15 protein-coding genes are annotated in these 17,021 nt (G+C 69.1%); 7 read left to right on the top strand and 8 right to left on the bottom strand.

Annotation, left to right across the window (positions count from 1 at the left end; all coding sequences use genetic code 11):
- The first annotated feature begins 9 nt into the window (after positions 1–9).
- Together ACWENQ_RS34675 and ACWENQ_RS34670 are read left to right on the top strand one after the other, a co-directional pair.
- A complete protein-coding gene (locus ACWENQ_RS34675) occupies positions 10–2,238 on the top strand; it encodes a SpoIIE family protein phosphatase (protein ID WP_449914267.1) in 2,229 nt (742 codons plus the stop codon).
- A 16-nt stretch (positions 2,239–2,254) separates the two neighbouring features.
- Positions 2,255–3,055: an alpha/beta fold hydrolase gene (locus tag ACWENQ_RS34670; protein ID WP_452417978.1), complete on the top strand. Its 801-nt coding sequence runs from the start codon at positions 2,255–2,257 to the stop codon at positions 3,053–3,055.
- Here ACWENQ_RS34670 and ACWENQ_RS34665 read toward each other — a convergent pair.
- The 3 genes from ACWENQ_RS34665 to ACWENQ_RS34655 all read right to left on the bottom strand — a co-directional run bounded on the left by ACWENQ_RS34665 (position 3,018) and on the right by ACWENQ_RS34655 (position 5,871).
- The gene (locus ACWENQ_RS34665) at positions 3,018–3,179 is read right to left on the bottom strand and encodes a hypothetical protein (RefSeq protein WP_354913900.1); all 162 of its coding nucleotides are present in this window, start codon (positions 3,177–3,179) and stop codon (positions 3,018–3,020) included. The genes ACWENQ_RS34670 and ACWENQ_RS34665 overlap by 38 nt on opposite strands.
- A 15-nt stretch (positions 3,180–3,194) precedes the next feature.
- The gene (locus ACWENQ_RS34660) at positions 3,195–4,340 is read right to left on the bottom strand and encodes an acyl-CoA dehydrogenase family protein (protein ID WP_452417976.1); all 1,146 of its coding nucleotides are present in this window, start codon (positions 4,338–4,340) and stop codon (positions 3,195–3,197) included.
- 103 nt (positions 4,341–4,443) lie between these two features.
- Complete coding sequence (locus ACWENQ_RS34655; protein ID WP_452417974.1) at positions 4,444–5,871, bottom strand: ATP-binding protein; 1,428 nt, start codon at positions 5,869–5,871, stop codon at positions 4,444–4,446.
- A 338-nt stretch (positions 5,872–6,209) separates the two neighbouring features.
- Between ACWENQ_RS34655 and ACWENQ_RS34650 the strand changes: the two genes are divergently transcribed.
- From ACWENQ_RS34650 to ACWENQ_RS34635, 4 genes are all read left to right on the top strand, one after another.
- The gene (locus ACWENQ_RS34650; protein ID WP_452417973.1) at positions 6,210–7,631 is read left to right on the top strand and encodes a hypothetical protein; all 1,422 of its coding nucleotides are present in this window, start codon (positions 6,210–6,212) and stop codon (positions 7,629–7,631) included.
- Positions 7,632–7,644: 13 nt separating this feature from the next.
- Complete coding sequence (locus ACWENQ_RS34645; RefSeq protein ID WP_354913893.1) at positions 7,645–8,412, top strand: class F sortase; 768 nt, start codon at positions 7,645–7,647, stop codon at positions 8,410–8,412.
- A gap of 147 nt (positions 8,413–8,559) precedes the next feature.
- Entirely contained in the window at positions 8,560–9,939 is a 1,380-nt protein-coding gene (locus ACWENQ_RS34640; protein WP_452417971.1) for a hypothetical protein, read from the top strand.
- A gap of 5 nt (positions 9,940–9,944) precedes the next feature.
- On the top strand, positions 9,945–10,691 hold the full coding sequence (locus ACWENQ_RS34635; protein ID WP_452417969.1) for a class F sortase: 747 nt from the start codon (positions 9,945–9,947) through the stop codon (positions 10,689–10,691).
- 146 nt (positions 10,692–10,837) lie between these two features.
- Here the strand turns inward: ACWENQ_RS34635 and ACWENQ_RS34630 are convergent, their stop codons facing one another.
- A complete protein-coding gene (locus tag ACWENQ_RS34630; protein ID WP_452417967.1) occupies positions 10,838–11,773 on the bottom strand; it encodes an ADP-ribosylglycohydrolase family protein in 936 nt (311 codons plus the stop codon).
- Between the two features lie 250 nt (positions 11,774–12,023).
- Between ACWENQ_RS34630 and ACWENQ_RS34625 the strand changes: the two genes are divergently transcribed.
- Complete coding sequence (locus ACWENQ_RS34625; RefSeq protein WP_452417965.1) at positions 12,024–12,161, top strand: hypothetical protein; 138 nt, start codon at positions 12,024–12,026, stop codon at positions 12,159–12,161.
- 172 nt (positions 12,162–12,333) lie between these two features.
- Here ACWENQ_RS34625 and ACWENQ_RS34620 read toward each other — a convergent pair whose 3' ends face one another.
- From ACWENQ_RS34620 to ACWENQ_RS34605, 4 genes are all read right to left on the bottom strand, one after another.
- On the bottom strand, positions 12,334–13,479 hold the full coding sequence (locus tag ACWENQ_RS34620) for an acetyl-CoA C-acetyltransferase (RefSeq protein WP_449914248.1): 1,146 nt from the start codon (positions 13,477–13,479) through the stop codon (positions 12,334–12,336).
- Between the two features lie 325 nt (positions 13,480–13,804).
- Positions 13,805–14,650 carry a carbohydrate ABC transporter permease gene (locus tag ACWENQ_RS34615; protein WP_354913882.1) on the bottom strand — a complete coding sequence of 282 codons (846 nt, stop codon included), beginning with the start codon at positions 14,648–14,650 and terminating at the stop codon, positions 13,805–13,807.
- Positions 14,650–15,534 carry a carbohydrate ABC transporter permease gene (locus tag ACWENQ_RS34610; protein ID WP_354913880.1) on the bottom strand — a complete coding sequence of 295 codons (885 nt, stop codon included), beginning with the start codon at positions 15,532–15,534 and terminating at the stop codon, positions 14,650–14,652. Before ACWENQ_RS34610 ends, ACWENQ_RS34615 begins: the two co-directional genes overlap by 1 nt.
- Positions 15,535–15,597: 63 nt before the next feature.
- Positions 15,598–16,875: an extracellular solute-binding protein gene (locus tag ACWENQ_RS34605; RefSeq protein WP_449914246.1), complete on the bottom strand. Its 1,278-nt coding sequence runs from the start codon at positions 16,873–16,875 to the stop codon at positions 15,598–15,600.
- Positions 16,876–17,021 lie beyond the last annotated feature (146 nt).

The following is a 17,021-nucleotide window of genomic DNA, read 5'->3' as shown; positions in this document are numbered from 1 at the left end:
GGTCGCCGGATGAAACGTTGGGGGGATCTGTCCCAGGAAGCGGCTGACTTCTTGTCGGCGTCGTCGGTCCTCGACCACGCCGAGATGGCCGTCGTGGTGACGGACCGCTTCAGCAATCTCCTGTACTGGAACCCGTTCGCGGAGAAGCTGTTCGGCCGCCAGGGCAAGGGCTCGGTGCGGGAGGGCTCGGTGCTCTCGCTCGGGATCATGGAGAAGGATCACCCGGCCGCCGTCGAGCTGGCCAAGCACGTGCTCAAGGGCGGCGTGTGGGAGGGCACCTTCGACGTCAAGCGCGGCGACGGCACGATGATCTACGTGCGGGCCCAGGCCGTGCCGCTCCGGCACGACTCCGGCTCGGTGACCGGCATCGTCATCACCGCGCGCGAGGCCATGCGCAGCAACGAGCGCGAGAAGGACCGCTTCGGCCTGCTCGAGCGCATCGGGGAGCGGCTGGCCGGCTCGCTGTACGTCGAGGAGACGCTCAAGCGGGTCGCCGAGATGCTCGTGCCGCAGTTCGCCGACCACTGCTTCATCGAGCTGATGGAAGGCGATCGGCTGGTGCGCAGGGTCTCCCAGCACGTGCAGGGCTGGACCCCCCCGCCCGACACGTGGAAGCCGGTCGGCTCGGAGATCCGCTACCCGGCCGGCCACTACGCCGACACGGCGATGCGCCGCCAGGAGACGATCCTCGTCGAGGACTTCGCCTCCACCAGCTTCCCCAGCCCCCACGAGGGCAGCGCGCGGCTGTGCGGCGAGATCGGGATGACCTCCGCCGTGGTCGCCCCGCTGTGCGTGCGCGGCGAGACGCTCGGGCTGATGTACCTCGGGCTGTCCAACCTCACCGACCGGCGCAGCCCCCACTACGACGCCTTCGACCGCGACTTCGTCGGCGCCATCGCCACCAGGGTCGCCCTCGCCGTCGACAACGCGCTGCTGTTCGAGGAGGAACGGCACACCGCCGAGTCCTTCCAGAAGCACCTGCTGCCCAGGGCGCTGCCCACCCTCGACGGCCTCGACATCGCCGTCCGCTACTACCCCGCCGCGCCCCTGGCCTCCCACGGGCAGGGCATCCAGACCCAGGTCGGCGGCGACTGGTACGACGTGATCCCGCTGTCGGCCGGCCGGGTCGGCATCGTGATCGGCGACGTCGAGGGGCGCGGCGCCAAGGCCGCCGCCATCATGGGCCAGCTGCGCGCCGCGCTGCGCGCCTTCGCCCAGGACGACAAGCCGCCCGCCGAGATCCTGGCCAGGCTCGACGAGTGGACCCGCATCATCGCCACCCCCGAGCAGGACGAGTCGGGCGCCGACATCAGCGTGCCGCCCATCGTCACCTGCCAGTACCTCGTCTACGACGCCTGGTCGCGGCAGCTGTCGTTCGCCAACGCCGGCCACGCGCCGCCGCTGCTGCTGCACGACGGCCAGTGCCTGGAGATGAACATCGAGGAGGTCGGCCAGCCGCTCGGCGTCCGCGCCAAGGGCATGCACGCCGACCTGGTCTACAAGGAAGAGACCCGTACGCTCCCGCCGGGCGCCGCCCTCGTCCTCTACACCGACGGCCTCGTCGACCGGCGGCCGGGGCGCGACTTCGGCGGCAGGACACCCTCCGACGAGGAGACGCTGGCCATCCTCAGGGACAAGCTGGCCGCCTGCACCAAGGAGAACGTCGAGCGCATCGCCGACACCGCCACCCGCGCGGTGCCCGGCGAGATCGACGACGACATGGCGATCCTCGTGCTGCGGGCCAGCCCCGTCGACCTCGACGTCGAGGAGCGCGACTTCCCCGCCCAGCCGATCATGGTGGGTGAGGCCCGCAGGATGGCCACCGAGGCGTTCACCGGCTGGAACGTCCCCGAGGAGCGCGCCGAGCTGGCCTGCCTGCTCGTCTCCGAGGTCGTCACCAACGTCGTGCTGCACGCCGCCAGCGCCAGCATCCCGCGCAGGGAGCTCGTCGTGGAGGGGCCGCCGCTGCCGTTCGAGGAGTCCTGGGACATGCCAGGCTTCGAGGAGGAGCTGGCCGGCGACAAGACCTTCACGCTGAGGCTGCGCAGGGGCGAGGAGTCGGTGTGGGTCGAGGTGTTCGACCAGGACCTGCGCCTGCCGCGCATCCGCAGCGCGGGCGAGAACGACGAGGGCGGCCGCGGCCTCTACCTGGTCGACCAGCTGGCCAAGCGATGGGGATCGCGCCCCACCAAGGAAGGCAAAGCCGTCTGGTTCGAGATTCCCACACGCAGCAGGTGAGTGGTTCACTCAAGGGATGGAGCTGGCCTTCGAACGGCGCGGCAGCGGCCCGCCGCTGATCCTCGTCCACGGCATCGGCCATCACTGGCAGGCGTGGCTGCCCGTCATGGACCGGCTCGCCGCCTCCCGTGACGTGATCGCCGTCGACCTGCCCGGGTTCGGCGACTCGCCCGAACTGCCGCCCGGCACGCCGTACACGGCCGAGGCGCTGGCCGACGCGGTCGAGTCGTTCTGCGCGCTGCTGGACGTGCGCGAGCCGCACGTCGCGGGCAACTCGCTGGGCGGCTACATCGCGCTGGAACTGGCTTCCCGAGGCGTGGTCGCCACGGCCACCGCGCTCTCGCCCGCGGGGTTCTGGACGCGCGGCGAGCTGGTGTGGTGCCAGACCGTGCTCAGGTCGCTGCGCGCGTCGGCGGAGACGGTCGCGCGGGCCACCTCCGACGGGCTGCTCGCGCGCCTGCTGGCCTCCCGGGCCGCCGGACGCGCCGTCGCCTCGTTCCTGGTCGCCCAGCCCTCCCGGCTCGACCCGGTCGCCCTCGCCGCCGCCACGCAGGCGCTGGCCGCCGCGCCGGGCTTCCACCCGACGCTGGAGGCGTTCACCGACGTGATGCCGCCCGCGCCGCCGAAATCGCCCATCACGATCGCCTGGGGCGCCCACGACCGGCTGCTGCCCCGACGGCAGGCCGTACGGGCGGCCAAATGGTCGGGGCAGCGGGTCAAGCTGCTGCAGGGCTGCGGGCACCTGCCGATGAGCGACGACCCCGAGCTGGTCGCCAGGGTCATCCTCGAAGGGTCTGCCCCCAGATGGCCAGCATGACGATCACGAACACCACGACCACGCCGACGTAGCCGACCGGGTTCAGGCGCAGCGCGCGCCGTACCCGGTTGAGGGCCCAGGCGAACAGCAACGCCAGGAAAACCAGGAGGATCAGACCTTCCATGTCCTCCAGTATGGGTCAGAACCCGAAGGAACGGCCGATGATCTCCTTCATGATCTCGGTGGTGCCGCCGTAGATGGTCTGCACCCTGCTGTCCACCCACGCCTTGGCGACCGGGTACTCCATCATGTAGCCGTAGCCGCCGTGCAGCTGCAGGCAGCGGTCGATCACCTTGTTCTGCAGCTCCGTGGTCCACCACTTCGCCTTCGCCGCGTCGACCACCGACAGCCGCCCGGCGTTGAGCGCGGTGACGCACTTGTCGACGTAGTGGCGGGCGATCTCGGTCTCGGTGGCCAGCTCGGCCAGGACGAACCGGGTGTTCTGGAAGCTTCCGATGCTCCTGCCGAAGGCCTGGCGGGTCTTGCAGTACTCGATCGTCTGCTCCAGCACCGCCTCCGCCGCCGCCACCGCGCCGACCGCGATGGACAGCCGCTCCTGGGGGAGGTTGTTCATGAGCTGGACGAAGCCCTGGCCGTCGGTGGCGCCGAGCCGGTTGGCCGCCGGGACCCGGACGTTCTCGAAGAACAGCTCCGCGGTGTCCTGCGCCTTCATGCCGATCTTGTCGAGGTTCCGGCCGCGGGTGAAGCCCTCCGTGCCGCGCTCGACGACGAACAGGGTGGTGCCGCGCGCCCCCAGCTCCGGATCGGTCTTGGCGACCACGACGACCAGGTCGGCGTTGATGCCGTTGGTGATGAACGTCTTCTGGCCGTTGATGACGTAGTGGTCGCCGTCGCGCACCGCGGTCGTCCTGACACCCTGCAGGTCGCTGCCCGCGCCGGGCTCGGTCATGGCGATCGCGGTGATCAGCTCGCCCGACACGAAGCCGGGCAGCCAGCGCTGCTTCTGCTCGTCGTCGGTGAGGTCGACCAGGTAGGGGGCCACCACGTCGTTGTGCAGCGAGAAACCGAGCCCGGACGCGCCGCTGCGGATGATCTCCTCGACGATGACCGCGTTGTACCGGAAGTCGGTGACGCCGGCGCCGCCGTACTCCTCGGGGACGGAGAAGCCGAACATGCCGACCTCGCCGGCCTTCTTCCACACGTCTCTCGGGACGATTCCCTCCTTCTCCCACTGCGGATGGTGGGGGAGGACCTCGCGGGCCATGAACTCGCGCACGGTCTCCTGGAAGAGCAGGTGCTCCTCCTCGAAGAGGTCTCGCTGCATGTGGTCGCCTCCATGGTGGGGTGTGGCACCAGAATACGATTCTGTTCCGCGGCGCGCCTCCCGGCGGGCCGGACGAGCGAGGTGCCCGCCGGAGGCCCGCTTGCTAGGCCGAGTAAAGCTCGTGCAGGTCGAAGGTGCGCGCTCCCCTGATGCCCTGGTCGAAGTCCGCTCCGCCGTACAGGGAGAGGACGGTGTCCCGCACGTCGTACTTGGAGCTCAGCAGGTCGCGCGCTCGCGCCAACCGGTCGGCGTGACCCTGGTCCATACGGGTGCCCCACTTCACTTCACCCAGAGAGAGGATGCGTCGCGGCCTTCCCGGCTCGGTCGCCGCGAAGACCACCACGTCGACCTCGATCTGGCTTCGGCGTGCCGTGTCGGCGATGACCCCTGCGGCGACCTCGCCCGGGAGCTCGCCGAAAAGTGACTCGGTTCTGGCGAACTCGCGGCACATGTCCTCGAAGTGTGGACCCACGACCTGGCCGTTGAACCTTGTCCGCGCATCCTGCCAGACAGCCGCTGCCCTGCCGCTCTCCAACAGTGCCCATCGGGGGCGCATGACCACCTGGTAAAAGCTGACCAGCGGCTCGCACACGCGGTACACGGATCGACCTGGGCGGAAGGCATCGATCTCGCGGCGCAGCAGGCAGCTGTCCTCCAGAACATTGAGAGGGTGCCCGATGTCGGTGGCTTTACGGCCGATGTAGCTCGCGATACCGCCTCTGGTGGCATTGCCGTTCGCCACGGCGGCGAGCACCGAATGGTAGAGAGCGGTGTCGCGCACGTTCGCCTCCTCCTCCATGAGATAGCGCGCCTCGCGGAACAGGGGAGTGCCAGGATCGAGCACCGTGCGCTGGACCCAGTCATCGAAGTCATCGAGGCACGTAGGCCGCTCGTCGTTCACGAAACGGAGGTAGGCGGGGGTCCCGCCGACTACCGCGTGAACCAGCACGGCCAGCCGCGGATCGTCGAGGCGCCAGTACTGTGCCGCGAGCCGATAGTCGAAGGGGCGGACGACCAGTTCGAGCGACGCTCGGCCGCGAAGGGGGGCGTTTCCTGAGAGCAATCCCCCCATGACGGACATCGCGGAACCGCACAGCAAGAGTGAGGCGGGAATCTCTCTGGAAACCGCTCGATCGATCTCACGCTGGATGATCGACGTCAGAGCCGGTGAGACATTGCTCAGGTAGGGGAACTCGTCGATCACGATGGGCGCGGCCTTCTCCGCGCTGATGGCGAGAAGGTGCCTGATGGCCTCGTTCCAGTCCGCGAAGCGGACCGGGACGTCCGCCTGCGTGTAGTCGGCCAGTGCTTGCGAGAGCAGCCGCAGGGACTCGGCTTCGGTCGCCTCGGTCGCTCCGAAGAAGAAGCCGCCGACCTGTCTGGCCAGAGCTTCGAGGAGAAATGTCTTTCCCTGGCGCCTGCGCCCGCTGATGACACCCAATTGGGTCCGGGTTCCCGCTCTTTCGGCGAAGGCCGCGAGATGGCGCCATTCGAAGTCACGGGCGAAGACGCGCTCCGGCTTGGGAAGCATGGCCCCTCGCAAGATAGAAGTGTACTTCTTAGAAGTGTACTTCTATCTTCGACGGCGGGGGTGACTATCGCGCTTGGATGACTGCTCCTGGAGGCTGCGACAGATCGCCGGATGCGAGTCGTCGCAGGGGTCACGGCACGCGGCGCTGTCCCTCTTGCCCGGTGCCCACGACCACTGGGCGACCTACTCCAACGATCAGCGGACCTGGAGGGACGCCGTGGTCCGGCACCGTGGGACACGGGTTCATCACAAGTGCCGCTTGTCGCCGTTTTCGCCTGTGTCGCAGGTGTTTGAAACCTTAAGATCTCCTCTGGATTTCTGTGAGATCGGAGTGTGCGGTGGCTCGTTGGCGGAGCGCATTAGCAGCCGGATCGGTAGGGCTGGTGGCGGGGCTGTGCGTCGTCCTACCGTCAACGCCGGCCTCGGCCGCGCCGGCCGACCTGGTCATCGACTACGACTGCTACGGCGTCGGCAACACCTACACCATCGCCAAGTACGCGCCGGTCAGGCTGCGGACCCGGCTGACGTTCGCGACCGATCTCGTGGTCGACGGCGCGCTCGACCTCAAGTGGTCGATCGCCTACAAGGACGGCAGCCGCTTCTCATCGCCCGGCTACTACGCCGCGGGCGCCCAGATGAACGTGCTGGGCAACGCGCAGATCACCGGCGCATGGCAGGGCGTGCTCCAGCCGACGGGCGCGACCACGATCTCCAGCAAGCTCCGGATGGACGACCCGCTCGCGCTGCCGGCGGGCATCGCCGACCCCGGGCAGATCATCAAGGCCGGCGTGATCAAGATCGAGCCGAAGGACATCGTCGTCGACTTCGTGCCGCCGGACGGCGAGGCGACCGTCAACAACGGCAACGACGGCGACAACCCGCGCTTCCACACCATCAACTACGGCGGCCCGTGGACCGAGTTCGACGACCGGCTCTCCTCCGAGCACCACATCCACAACGACTACCACGAGACCTCCGCCCAGGGCGCCTCGGCCGAGCTGAAGTTCATCGGCACGGGCGTGAAGTACATCGGGCCGCGCGACCGTGAGGGCGGTCCCGTCAAGGTCTTCCTGGACGGCGCGCAGCGGGCCGAGGTCGACCCGTCGCGGAACATCGAGGACGACCCGGTCAACGAGGTCCACAACGGCGGTTTCACGCTGTGGGAGTCGCCGCAGGACCTGGCGTACGGCGAGCACACCATCAAGATCGAGAACGGCAGCGCCAAGAAGGCGTGGCTCGACGCGTTCATCGTGACGACCAACACCTCCAAGGTGCCCACAGACTTCCACCGCGCCTCCTGCAAGCTGGTGAGCTCGCCGGTGTCGGTCGAGGTGACGGTCAGGGAGAAGCCCGGCCAGTCGCCGACGGTCAGCCCCACCGTCAGCCCGACCATCTCGCCGACCGTCAGCCCCACGCAGACGCCCACGGGGACCCCGGCGACCACCCCTACGCGCCACCACAACGGCAACCACAACAGCGGGAACCAGACCACGGTCGACCGGCTCGTGAGCGTGCACGGCACCACGACCGTCACCGCCACGCCCACGGTCAAGACGTCGACCGGGCCGACGGCGACCAACTACGTCGCGGCGCAGGTGAAGAAGACGCCGTTCGGCGGCGTGCCGTCCGGTGAGGCGCCCGAGCCTTCGCGGCAGCCGTACGCGCTGATGGCCGGCGGCACGCTGCTGCTGCTCGGCAGCGCGGCAGGCGGGCTGGCAATGAGACGGCGGCGGGCCGCGCACGCCGGGAACCGGCGCTGAGGGAGGGCGGATCATGACCGAGCAGAAGTCACTGCTGAACAAGGCCCTTCCCGGGCTGCTGATCGCGGGGTCGCTGGGTGGCGTGGCGGCCATCATGGCGGGACTGCTGTCGTTCATCACCCCGGTCGATGACGGCTCCGGGCCCACCCCGTCCCTGGCGCAGGGGGAGAGCCCCGAGACCCTGGCGATGTACAACGTGGCGAACTCGTTCGTCCTGCCGGCGGTCGGGCCGGGCGGGCCGAACAAGCCGCTGGCGCCCGCCGTGCTGAGCGCGCCGCCGCCGGCCCCCGCCGGTGCCGTCGCGGCGCCCATCAAGCCCAACGCGAAGGCCAAGCCGCTGCGCATCAGGATCCCCAAGATCAAGGTCAACGCGCTCGTCGGCAGCGTGACCGTCGACGCCAAGGGCGAGCTGCAGGCGCCGCCGCTGTCCAAGCCGAACCTCACCGGCTGGTACCGCTTCAGCCCCGTGCCGGGCGAGAAGGGCCCGGCGATCATCAACGGGCACGCCACGACCAAGAACGGCGCGGCGGTGTTCAGGCGGTTGAAGGAACTGGCCAAGGGCGACCAGATCTACGTCTACCGCACCGACGGGAAGGTCACCCGGTTCACGGTCAGCGGGATCGAGCAGGTGAAGAAATCGGCGTTCCCGACAAAGCGGGTGTACGGGAACGTGGACAACGCGCAGCTGCGGCTGATCACCTGCGGCGGGCTGGTCGGCGCGAACGGCCACTACGAGGACAACGTCGTCGTCTACGCCGCCCTGTCGAAGAAGAAGGGTTAACGGCGCGGAAATTTGTCGTGATTTTTGGAGTTTGCAGACGATTCACAGGGACAGTTCGTAGGATCTCTACCGAATCGTGACCATGGACTGGAATCCTGTTACGCCAGTTGTCAACATGGTCCCCGCTGTTTGGAACGGAGAGAGACAGTGCTGAAGTCCTTGGCGCGGCGTCGCCACGCCCTGAAGACCTCTGCCCTGGGGCTCGCGGGAACGCTGGCTCTCTTCGCCGGATCGGTCCTCGGCCTGTCGTCCCCGGCCGAGGCGTCCACCTCGACAGCGGCCGCCGACACCACGATGACCATCCCGTTCAACTGCGTGAGCGGGCCCTTCGAGGGCACCGGCACGGTGCAGGTCAAGATCACGGTGCCGGACAACGTGGCCACCGGCACGACGACGGTCCCGATCAAGTGGGAGTTCGTCACCGCCAAGCCGAAGGACGCGCTCGCCGCCCAGTCCAAGATCACAGTGGAGGCGGACCTCGACGTGACCGGTGCCAACGCCGGTGGCACGGGCACGGGCGACCTGACGTGGGACCAGGAGTACACGCTCACCACCCAGGTGCCCGCCCAGTCGAACGTCCCGATCCCCATGAAGACGGCCAACGGCACGATCACCGCGGGCTCCACCTCCGTCGTCGTCAAGCCGGTGACGGGCCTGGCCAGCCTCTACCTCGAGGTGACACCTGCCACCGGCGGGACGGCGTCGGAGAGCAGCTGCACGGCGGGAACGGCGACCCCCGCGAGCCTGACGACCACGGTCGGCGGCACGGGCGGTGGCACCGGCACGCAGGACATCGTCACCTACAAGTGCACCGGCCCCGCCACGACCGACATCCAGAACGTGCAGATCAAGGTCGAACTGACCATGCCGACCAACGCGAAGGCGAACGAGCAGTTCGCGATCGGCTGGAAGGGCACCTACGTCTCCGGCCAGGAACTGAAGGCGCCGGCCACGGGCACCATCGCCGCGAAGATCTTCCCCTACGCGACGCTCACGGGCATCACCAACCTGACGTCGGCGACGGGTGAAGGCATGACAGGGACGATCACGGCGGGCCAGATCATTCCCCTGCCCGCCACCACTACTCCCGTCAGCATGAAGAGCACGTCGGCGAACACCGGTACGGCGACGGTCAAGCCGGGCAACGTCAACTTCGGCTCGAACGCCGCCAGCGGCACCGATCCCGCCATCAGGTGCGAGGTCCAGAACGCGGCCAACCTGAAGACCTACACGCTCACCGTCGGGACCGGGACCGGGACGTCGCCTTCGCCGTCACCGTCGCCTTCGCCGTCCCCCTCTCCCTCGGCCAGCGCCAAGCCGACCCGTACCGTCACCGCGACCGTCACCCAGACCCCCGTCGGCGGCAACGGCAAGGTGAACAAGACGCCGAAGGGCGCCGCCGAGACCGGTGGTGGTGGCGAGCTGGGTCCTGACGGCCGGATGTTCGTGCTGACCGGTTCGCTGATCGTGCTGGCCGCCGCGGTGGGCGGGCTGATGCTGCGCCGCCGTACCGCGCCTCGGGGTTGACCTCGGTGAGCGGACAGTACCCCGAACCGCCCTACGACGATCGCGGCAGCCAGATCCTGCGGTCGACGCTGATCTTCGCCGCGGTGGCCGGGGTGCTGACCGTGGTCGTCGGGCTGGTGTTCATGCTGATGAGCCCCGAGGAGTACGGCCTGGCGGAGGGGCGGCAGTCGCTGTCGCTGTCGAGCCAGCCGGACGCGATCGCGTCGGGCCAGCCGCAGCAGGCGCTGTTCGAGGCCCCGCCGACGGTGCCGCCACCGTTGCCGCCGATCACGCCCGCGCCGCCGATGCAGCCGTCGAACCCGATCAGGGTGGTCATCAAGCGGCTCGGCATCAACGCGCCGGTCATGTCGGTCGGCCTTGACCGCAAGGGCGCGATCCAGACGCCGCCGATCGACAACCCGAACCTGGTGGGCTGGTACCGGCACGGGTCCACGGCGGGGGAGTCGGGCCCGGCGGTCATGCTCGGGCACAAGGACACGCGCACCAGGAGTGCGGTGTTCAGCAGGCTCGGTGAGATCCGCAACGGCGACGTCATCGAGGTGAAGCGGCGCGACGGCACGACGGCCGTGTTCACCGTGGGCGGGGTCGAGCAGGCGGGGAAGGCGACCTTCCCGACGCAGCGCGTGTACGGGGACCAGGCCAACGCCCAGCTGCACCTGATCACGTGTGGCGGCGTCTACAACCGGACGACCGGGCACTACACGGACAACATCATCGTCTACGCGACGATGACCAGCTCGCACCGCTCCTAGACGGCCCGGCCGCGCCGCCGAGCTCCAGGCGGCGGCCCGGCCGTTCCGTCGCGCCTTGGACAACGGCCCGGCCGTTCCATCGTGCCTAGGCGGTGGCCTGGCCGTTCCGTCGTGCTCAAGACGGCGGCCCCGCCGTTTCATCGTGCCTAGGCGGGGGACGCGTCGAGGCGTTCGGCGAGGACGCGCAGGTCGTCGGCGCGCAGCACGCGGGCGGGGGTGGCGCCGGGCAGCGGCACGTGCAGCGGTTCGAGCCAGCGCGCGGGGATCGCGTCGATCCCGTGGACGGCGCCCGCCAGCCCGCCGGTGACGGCGGCCACGGTGTCGGTGTCGCCGCCGACGTCGACGGCCGCGCGCAGCGCCGCCTCGTACGACGAGGTGGTGCGCACCGCCCACACCGCCGAGCCGAGGCATGGCCAGACGGCGCCGTTCACCTCGGTGGCTTGATCCGGGTGCCAGCCGGGGGCGAGGACGGTCGCGTAGCGTTCGCGTTGGCCGGGCTCGACGTGGGCCAGGATCTCCGGCAGCGCGGCGAGGGGGTCGCCGCTGTCCAGGGCGATCCTGATGAGGTCGTGGAAGATCGCTGTGCCCTCTCCCGCGGCGGGGTCGCCGTGCGTGAGGGCGGAGATGCGCCGGGCGGCGTCCATGGTGGCGGCGCGGCCGTGCCGGGCGAAGTGGACGGCGGACGGGGTGGCCCGCATCAGCGAGCCGTTGCCCGCCGCGCGTCCCGTCGAGCGGAAGTGGGCCGCCGCGGCCTGGTCCCACGGCAGGCCGGCACCCAGGACCGCCTCGGTCTGGAGTCCGATGTCCTTGGGCTCGGCCGCCGCCCAGCACCGGAACCGGTCGAAGACGTCGGCCAGATCGAGCGTGCCGCGGTCGAGGAGCGACTCGGCGACGTGGACGGCCATCTGTGTGTCGTCGGTCGCCTCGCCTGCCTCCCAGCCGCCGCCGGGCCGCATGTTGCCGCCGCCACCGGGGAACGCGGCGGAGAACGCGCCCGCCGGTCCGAACTCGTACGGTGCCCCCAGCGCGTCGCCGACGGCTGATCCGACGACCGCGCCGACCGCTCGCCCTATCCGGTCCATGCCTGTCCTCTCCGCCGACATCCCGCTCATTTCTACCGCCTCTACCGCCGATAAATGCGTTGCGGGGCAGAGGGGGCACCGCCTACTGTCATGGACATGCGCCTTTACCTGTGACGCGCGGGGCTGACCTGATCAGCCGACCGCCACTCAGCCGTCAGACCTCGTCCGTTCAGACGCGGCAGCTGAGCTTGCCAGACCGGCCTTCACCCGTGATGCGGCCGCGTCGCAAGTCGCGTAAAGGAGCACACTCATGCGAGTTCGTTCAGGCCACAAGAAGCACGGCACCGCTCTGCCCGGCAGGGAGATGCCGCAGGTTCCTCGCCAGATGCCCAAGATGCCGCAGCGGCCCATCGCGCCGCCGCGCCGCATCCCGCCCAAGGGGCGGTAGGTGGGCAGTGCGCCGCTCCCCGGTTTCCTCGGGGGCGGCGCACCTCTCTCCGGAGGCGAATCTTTCCGGAGGCGGGAGGGCTGCACCTCTCCGGAGGCGGGAGTGTGTCGCCGGGCCGGTCGTGTGATGCGGGAAGCCCGCCAGTCTCCCGCCGACCGGCCCGGCGGGTCCGTCAGAGGCGCTCGATGATCGTGACGTTGGCCTGGCCGCCGCCCTCGCACATCGTCTGCAGGCCGTACCGGCCGCCGGTGCGCTCGAGCTCGTGCAGCAGCTTGGTCATCAGGATCGCGCCGGTGCCGCCCAGCGGGTGGCCTAGGGCGATGGCGCCGCCGTTCGGGTTGACCTTGGCGGGGTCGGCGCCGAGCTCGTGCATCCACGCCAGCGGCACGGGCGCGAACGCCTCGTTGATCTCGGTGACGTCGATGTCGTCGATCGACAAGCCCGCCTTCCGCAGCGCCTTCCGCGTCGCGGGGATGGGCGCGGTGAGCATGTAGACGGGGTCGTCGCCGAGGAGGGCGAGCTGGTGGATGCGGGCCCTCGGGGTCAGTCCGTGGTCGCGCACGGCCTGCTCGGAGGCGATGAGCACGGCGCCCGAGCCGTCGGAGATCTGCGAGGCGGTGGCGGCGGTGATGGCGCCGCCCTCCTTCAGCGTCTTGAGGCCGGCCATCTTCTCCAGCGTGGTGTCGGCGCGCGGGCCCTCGTCGTCCTCGACGCCGTTGACGGGGACGATCTGGTCCTTGAAGTAGCCGTTCGCGATGGCCTTGGCGGCCCGCTGGTGCGACTCGAAGGCGTACTTCTCCAGGTCCTCGCGGGTGAGCCCCCACTTCTCGCACATCAGCTCCGCGCCGCGGAACTGGGAGATCTCCTGCTTGCCGTACCGCTCGACCCACATGTCCCCGAACGGGAACGGCATGCCCTTCTCGAGGGCGGCGGTGATCGACGAGCCCATGGGGACGATGCTCATCGACTCGACGCCCGCGGCCACCACCAGGTCCTGGGTGCCGGACAGCACGCCCTGGGCGGCGAAGTGGATCGACTGCTGCGACGAGCCGCACTGGCGGTCGATGGTGACGCCCGCCGTCGTCTCCGGCAGTCCGGCGCTCAGCCAGGCGTTGCGCGCGATGTCCATGCTCTGCGGGCCGAACTGCATGACGCAGCCCATGATGACGTCCTCGACCGCCGCGGGGTCCACGCCCGTCCTGCCGACGAGTTCCTTCAGCGTGATCGCCGCCAGGTTGGTGGGGTGGACGGTGGAAAGGCCGCCCTTCTTCTTACCGACGGGGGTGCGGACCGCCCCGACGATGTACGCCTCTGCCACAGTGCCTCCCGGATCCAAACCGAGCAACATTCGGTCAGTGAGAGGTTACAACAGAACCTTGCTCTGTGCCTGTCCCGGCCCGGGTCCCCGCCGTACGGCAGGGCGGGCTCACGGCCACCGTGGTCACCGCTGACCGCCCGTCCTTCACGGCACTCCAGCGGGACTTCGCACCCCGCCGTCACATCGTGCTCGCCGGCCCCCCGGGTGGCGCCTCAGACCGGCGGGAGGGCCCCGGGCAGGCGGAATAGGGCGAAGGCCGAGCTCGGAAAAGGGGTGCGCCGCCGCCCGCGCGGAGGGATCGCGGGCGGCGGCGCGGGGAGGGGGTCTACTTGATGGAGCCGGCGGTGAGGCCGCCGACCACCTTCCGCTCGATCAGCGCGAACAGGATGATCACCGGGATGGTGGCGATCACCGAGCCGGCGAACAGGTTCTGCCAGTCCACCGAGTACTGCCCGATGAAGGAGTTCAGCGCCACGGTCAGCGGCTGCTTCTCCGGGCTGGTCGTCAGCGTCAGCGCGACCACGAACTCGTTCCACGCGGCGATGAACGTGAAGATCAGCGCGGTGATGACGCCCGGCATCGCCAGCGGCAGCGTGATCCTGAACAGCGCGCCGAAGCGCCCGTTGCCGTCCATGAACGCCGCCTCCTCCAGTTCCCTCGGGATCGAGGCGAAGTAGGCGTTGAGGATCCACACCGCGAAGGCCAGGTTGAACCCGCCGTTGACCAGGATCAGCGACCATGTCGAGTCGACCAGGCCGAACTGGAAGAACTCCCGGTAGATGCCGACGAGCATCGCGGTCGGCTGGAACATCTGGGTGATGAGCACCAGGATCAGGAACGCCGTGCGCCCCCTGAAGTTGTGCCGGGCCGAGTAGTACGCCGCCGGCAGCGCCACCAGGAGCACGAGCAGGGTCGAGCCCCCCGCCACCTTCAGCGTCACGAGCAGGTTGTCGGCCAGGCCGCCGGTCCAGAAGTTCAGCAGGTTGGACCACTCGAACGACGACGGGAGGTAGGCCGCCTCGCGCAGGCTGGCCTGCGGGCGCAGCGCGGTGAGCAGCATGACCAGGTAGGGGAACAGGAAGACGAAGGCGATCAGGTAGGCCGCGGCGGCGACCAGCACCTTCTTGAGCGACGGCATCGGACCGCCGGTGACGGCACGGGAGTGGGCCATCACGCCACCTCCTGCTTCCACTTGGAGATCTTGAGGAAGATGGCGGTGAGGATGATCACCATGCCGAAGTTCACCACCGACATCGCCGCCGACTCGCCGATGTTCGAGCCCTTGAGGATGAACATGAAGATCGTCGAGGTCGCGGTGGAGTAGCCCGGCTGGCCGTGGGTCATCGACCAGATGATCGGGAAGCTGTTGAAGACGTTCATCACGTTGATCAGCGCGGCGACGGTGAGGGCCGGTCGCAGCAGCGGCAGCGTGATCGACCAGTACGTCCTGAACGTGGAGGCGCCGTCCATCCTGGCCGCCTCGTAGACGTCCGAGGGGATCGTGGCCAGGCCGGCCAGCAGCGCGTAGGTGGTGAACGGCACCGACACGAACACCGCCACGAAGATCAGCCAGGGGAACGCGGTGGCGGCCTGGCCGAGCTGGTCGGCGTCGGCGCCGCCCATCGCGGGGATCAGCCCGAGGTCACGCCGGATCAGGTTGATGATCCCGACCTCGGGGTCGAGCATCCACTTGAAGATGATCGACGTCATGAGCACGGAGGCGGCCCACGGGGCGATGAGCGCCCACCGGGCGATCTTGCGTCCGGGGAACCTCTGGTTGAACAGCTGAGCCAGCGCCAGCGAGATCAGCACGGTGAACCCGACGACCGCGACCACCCAGACGAGGCTGCGGAACATCACCGGCCAGAAGTCGGTTTCGGCGAAGAGCTTGTCGTAGTTCTCGGTGCCGTTCCAGCCGCGGACCACGCCGAACCGGCTGACCTCCAGGAACGACGTCCGCACCATCTCGATGACCGGCCACAGGACGACCACCGCGATCAGCACCACCGCGGGCCCGACCCATGCCAGGGGCTCCAGGACGCGCAACCTTTTCATGAAGAACCTTCCATACGGGTACGGCCGGCGCGGGGGAGCGCCGGCCGTACCGACCCCTGAGGATCAGCTGCCCTCGGCGACCTTCTGGATGTCGCCGAGCACCTTCGCCGGGTCGTCCTTGACGGCCCCGCCGATCGTCTGCTTGATCGTGGTGTTCACCTCGGACCACTTGGGGTCCTTGAAGGGGTAGAAGCTGGCGTTGGGCAGCGCGTCGAGGAAGGGCTTGAGCTTCTCGTCACCCGACAGCTTCTGGATGCCGCCGTTGGTCACGGGCAGCAGCTTGTAGTTGTCGACGATCTTCTGGGTGGCGTCGCCGGTGTAGAAGAAGTCGAAGAACTTCCTGATCTCGGCGGCGTGGCCGTTCTTGTTGAACGCCATGATCCAGTCCATGACGCCGAGGGTCGTGTCGAGCGGGCCGGTCTTGCCGGCGATCGGGGCGACGGCGTACTTGCCGTTCACGGCGCCCTTGTCGAAGATCGGGATGGACATGGGGCCGCCGTTGACCATGCCGACCTTGCCCGCGGCGAAGTCCTCCCAGACCGTCTTGCGGTCCTTGGTGCCCGGGTTCGGGGTGGTGAGGCCGGCGTCGACCAGGCCCTTGACGTACGTGAACGCCTCGACGTTGGCCGGCGAGTTGACCGTCCACTTGCCGGAGGCGTCGGTGTAGCCGCCGCCGTTGCCCAGCATCCACAGGAAGGACTCGCCCTGCGCCTCCTCCTGGCCGAGCGGCAGGCCGAACGGCTGGCTGACGCCGGCCGCCTTCAGCTTCTCCGCCGCGGCCTTGAGCTCGTCCCACGTCTTGGGCGGCTCGGCGACGCCGGCCTTCTCGAACAGCTCCTTGTTGTAGAAGAGCGCGCGGGCGGAGGAGACGAACGGGATGCCGTAGGCGGTGCCGTCGACCTTGCCGAAGTCGGCGAACTTGGTGAGCATGTCCTTCGACACCTCGGGCGACAGGACCTCGTCGGCCTTGTAGAGCAGGCCGTCCTTGACGAAGCCGGAGTAGTCGCCGGTCTGGAGGATGTCGGGCACCTGGCCGTTCTGGACCATGGTGGCGACCTGCTTGTCGATGTCGTTCCAGGAGATGACCTGGACGTCGACCTTGATGTTGGGGTTGGCCGCCTGGAACTGGTCCACGACCGACTTCCAGAACTTCGTGCCCGCGTTGTCGGCCGTCGGGTTGTCGCCGTAGTCGGCGGCCACCATCTTCAGCGTGACCTGGCCGCCGGCCTGACCGGTGGAGTCGCCGCCGGTGGCGGGCTGGGAGCCGCCGCCCCCGCACGCGGACAGGACCAGCATGGTGGCAAGGCCGAGAGCGGCGCCGCCCACAAGCTTGATGTTCACCGTAGATACCGCCTTCTCATCGGACGGGTGCGCTGGTCCGTACCAGCCACCTGACACCGCCCAGGGGTTGGGGGTGCGCGCGGGCCGCGGCTCCGCGCGTTTGCGTCAGAGTAAGCCCCTGTTCGGCGGCCGGTCTATACCGGCTG

Source organism: Nonomuraea sp. NPDC004354 (assembly GCF_053602555.1).
This window is presented reverse-complemented; position numbering and strand designations above follow the sequence as displayed.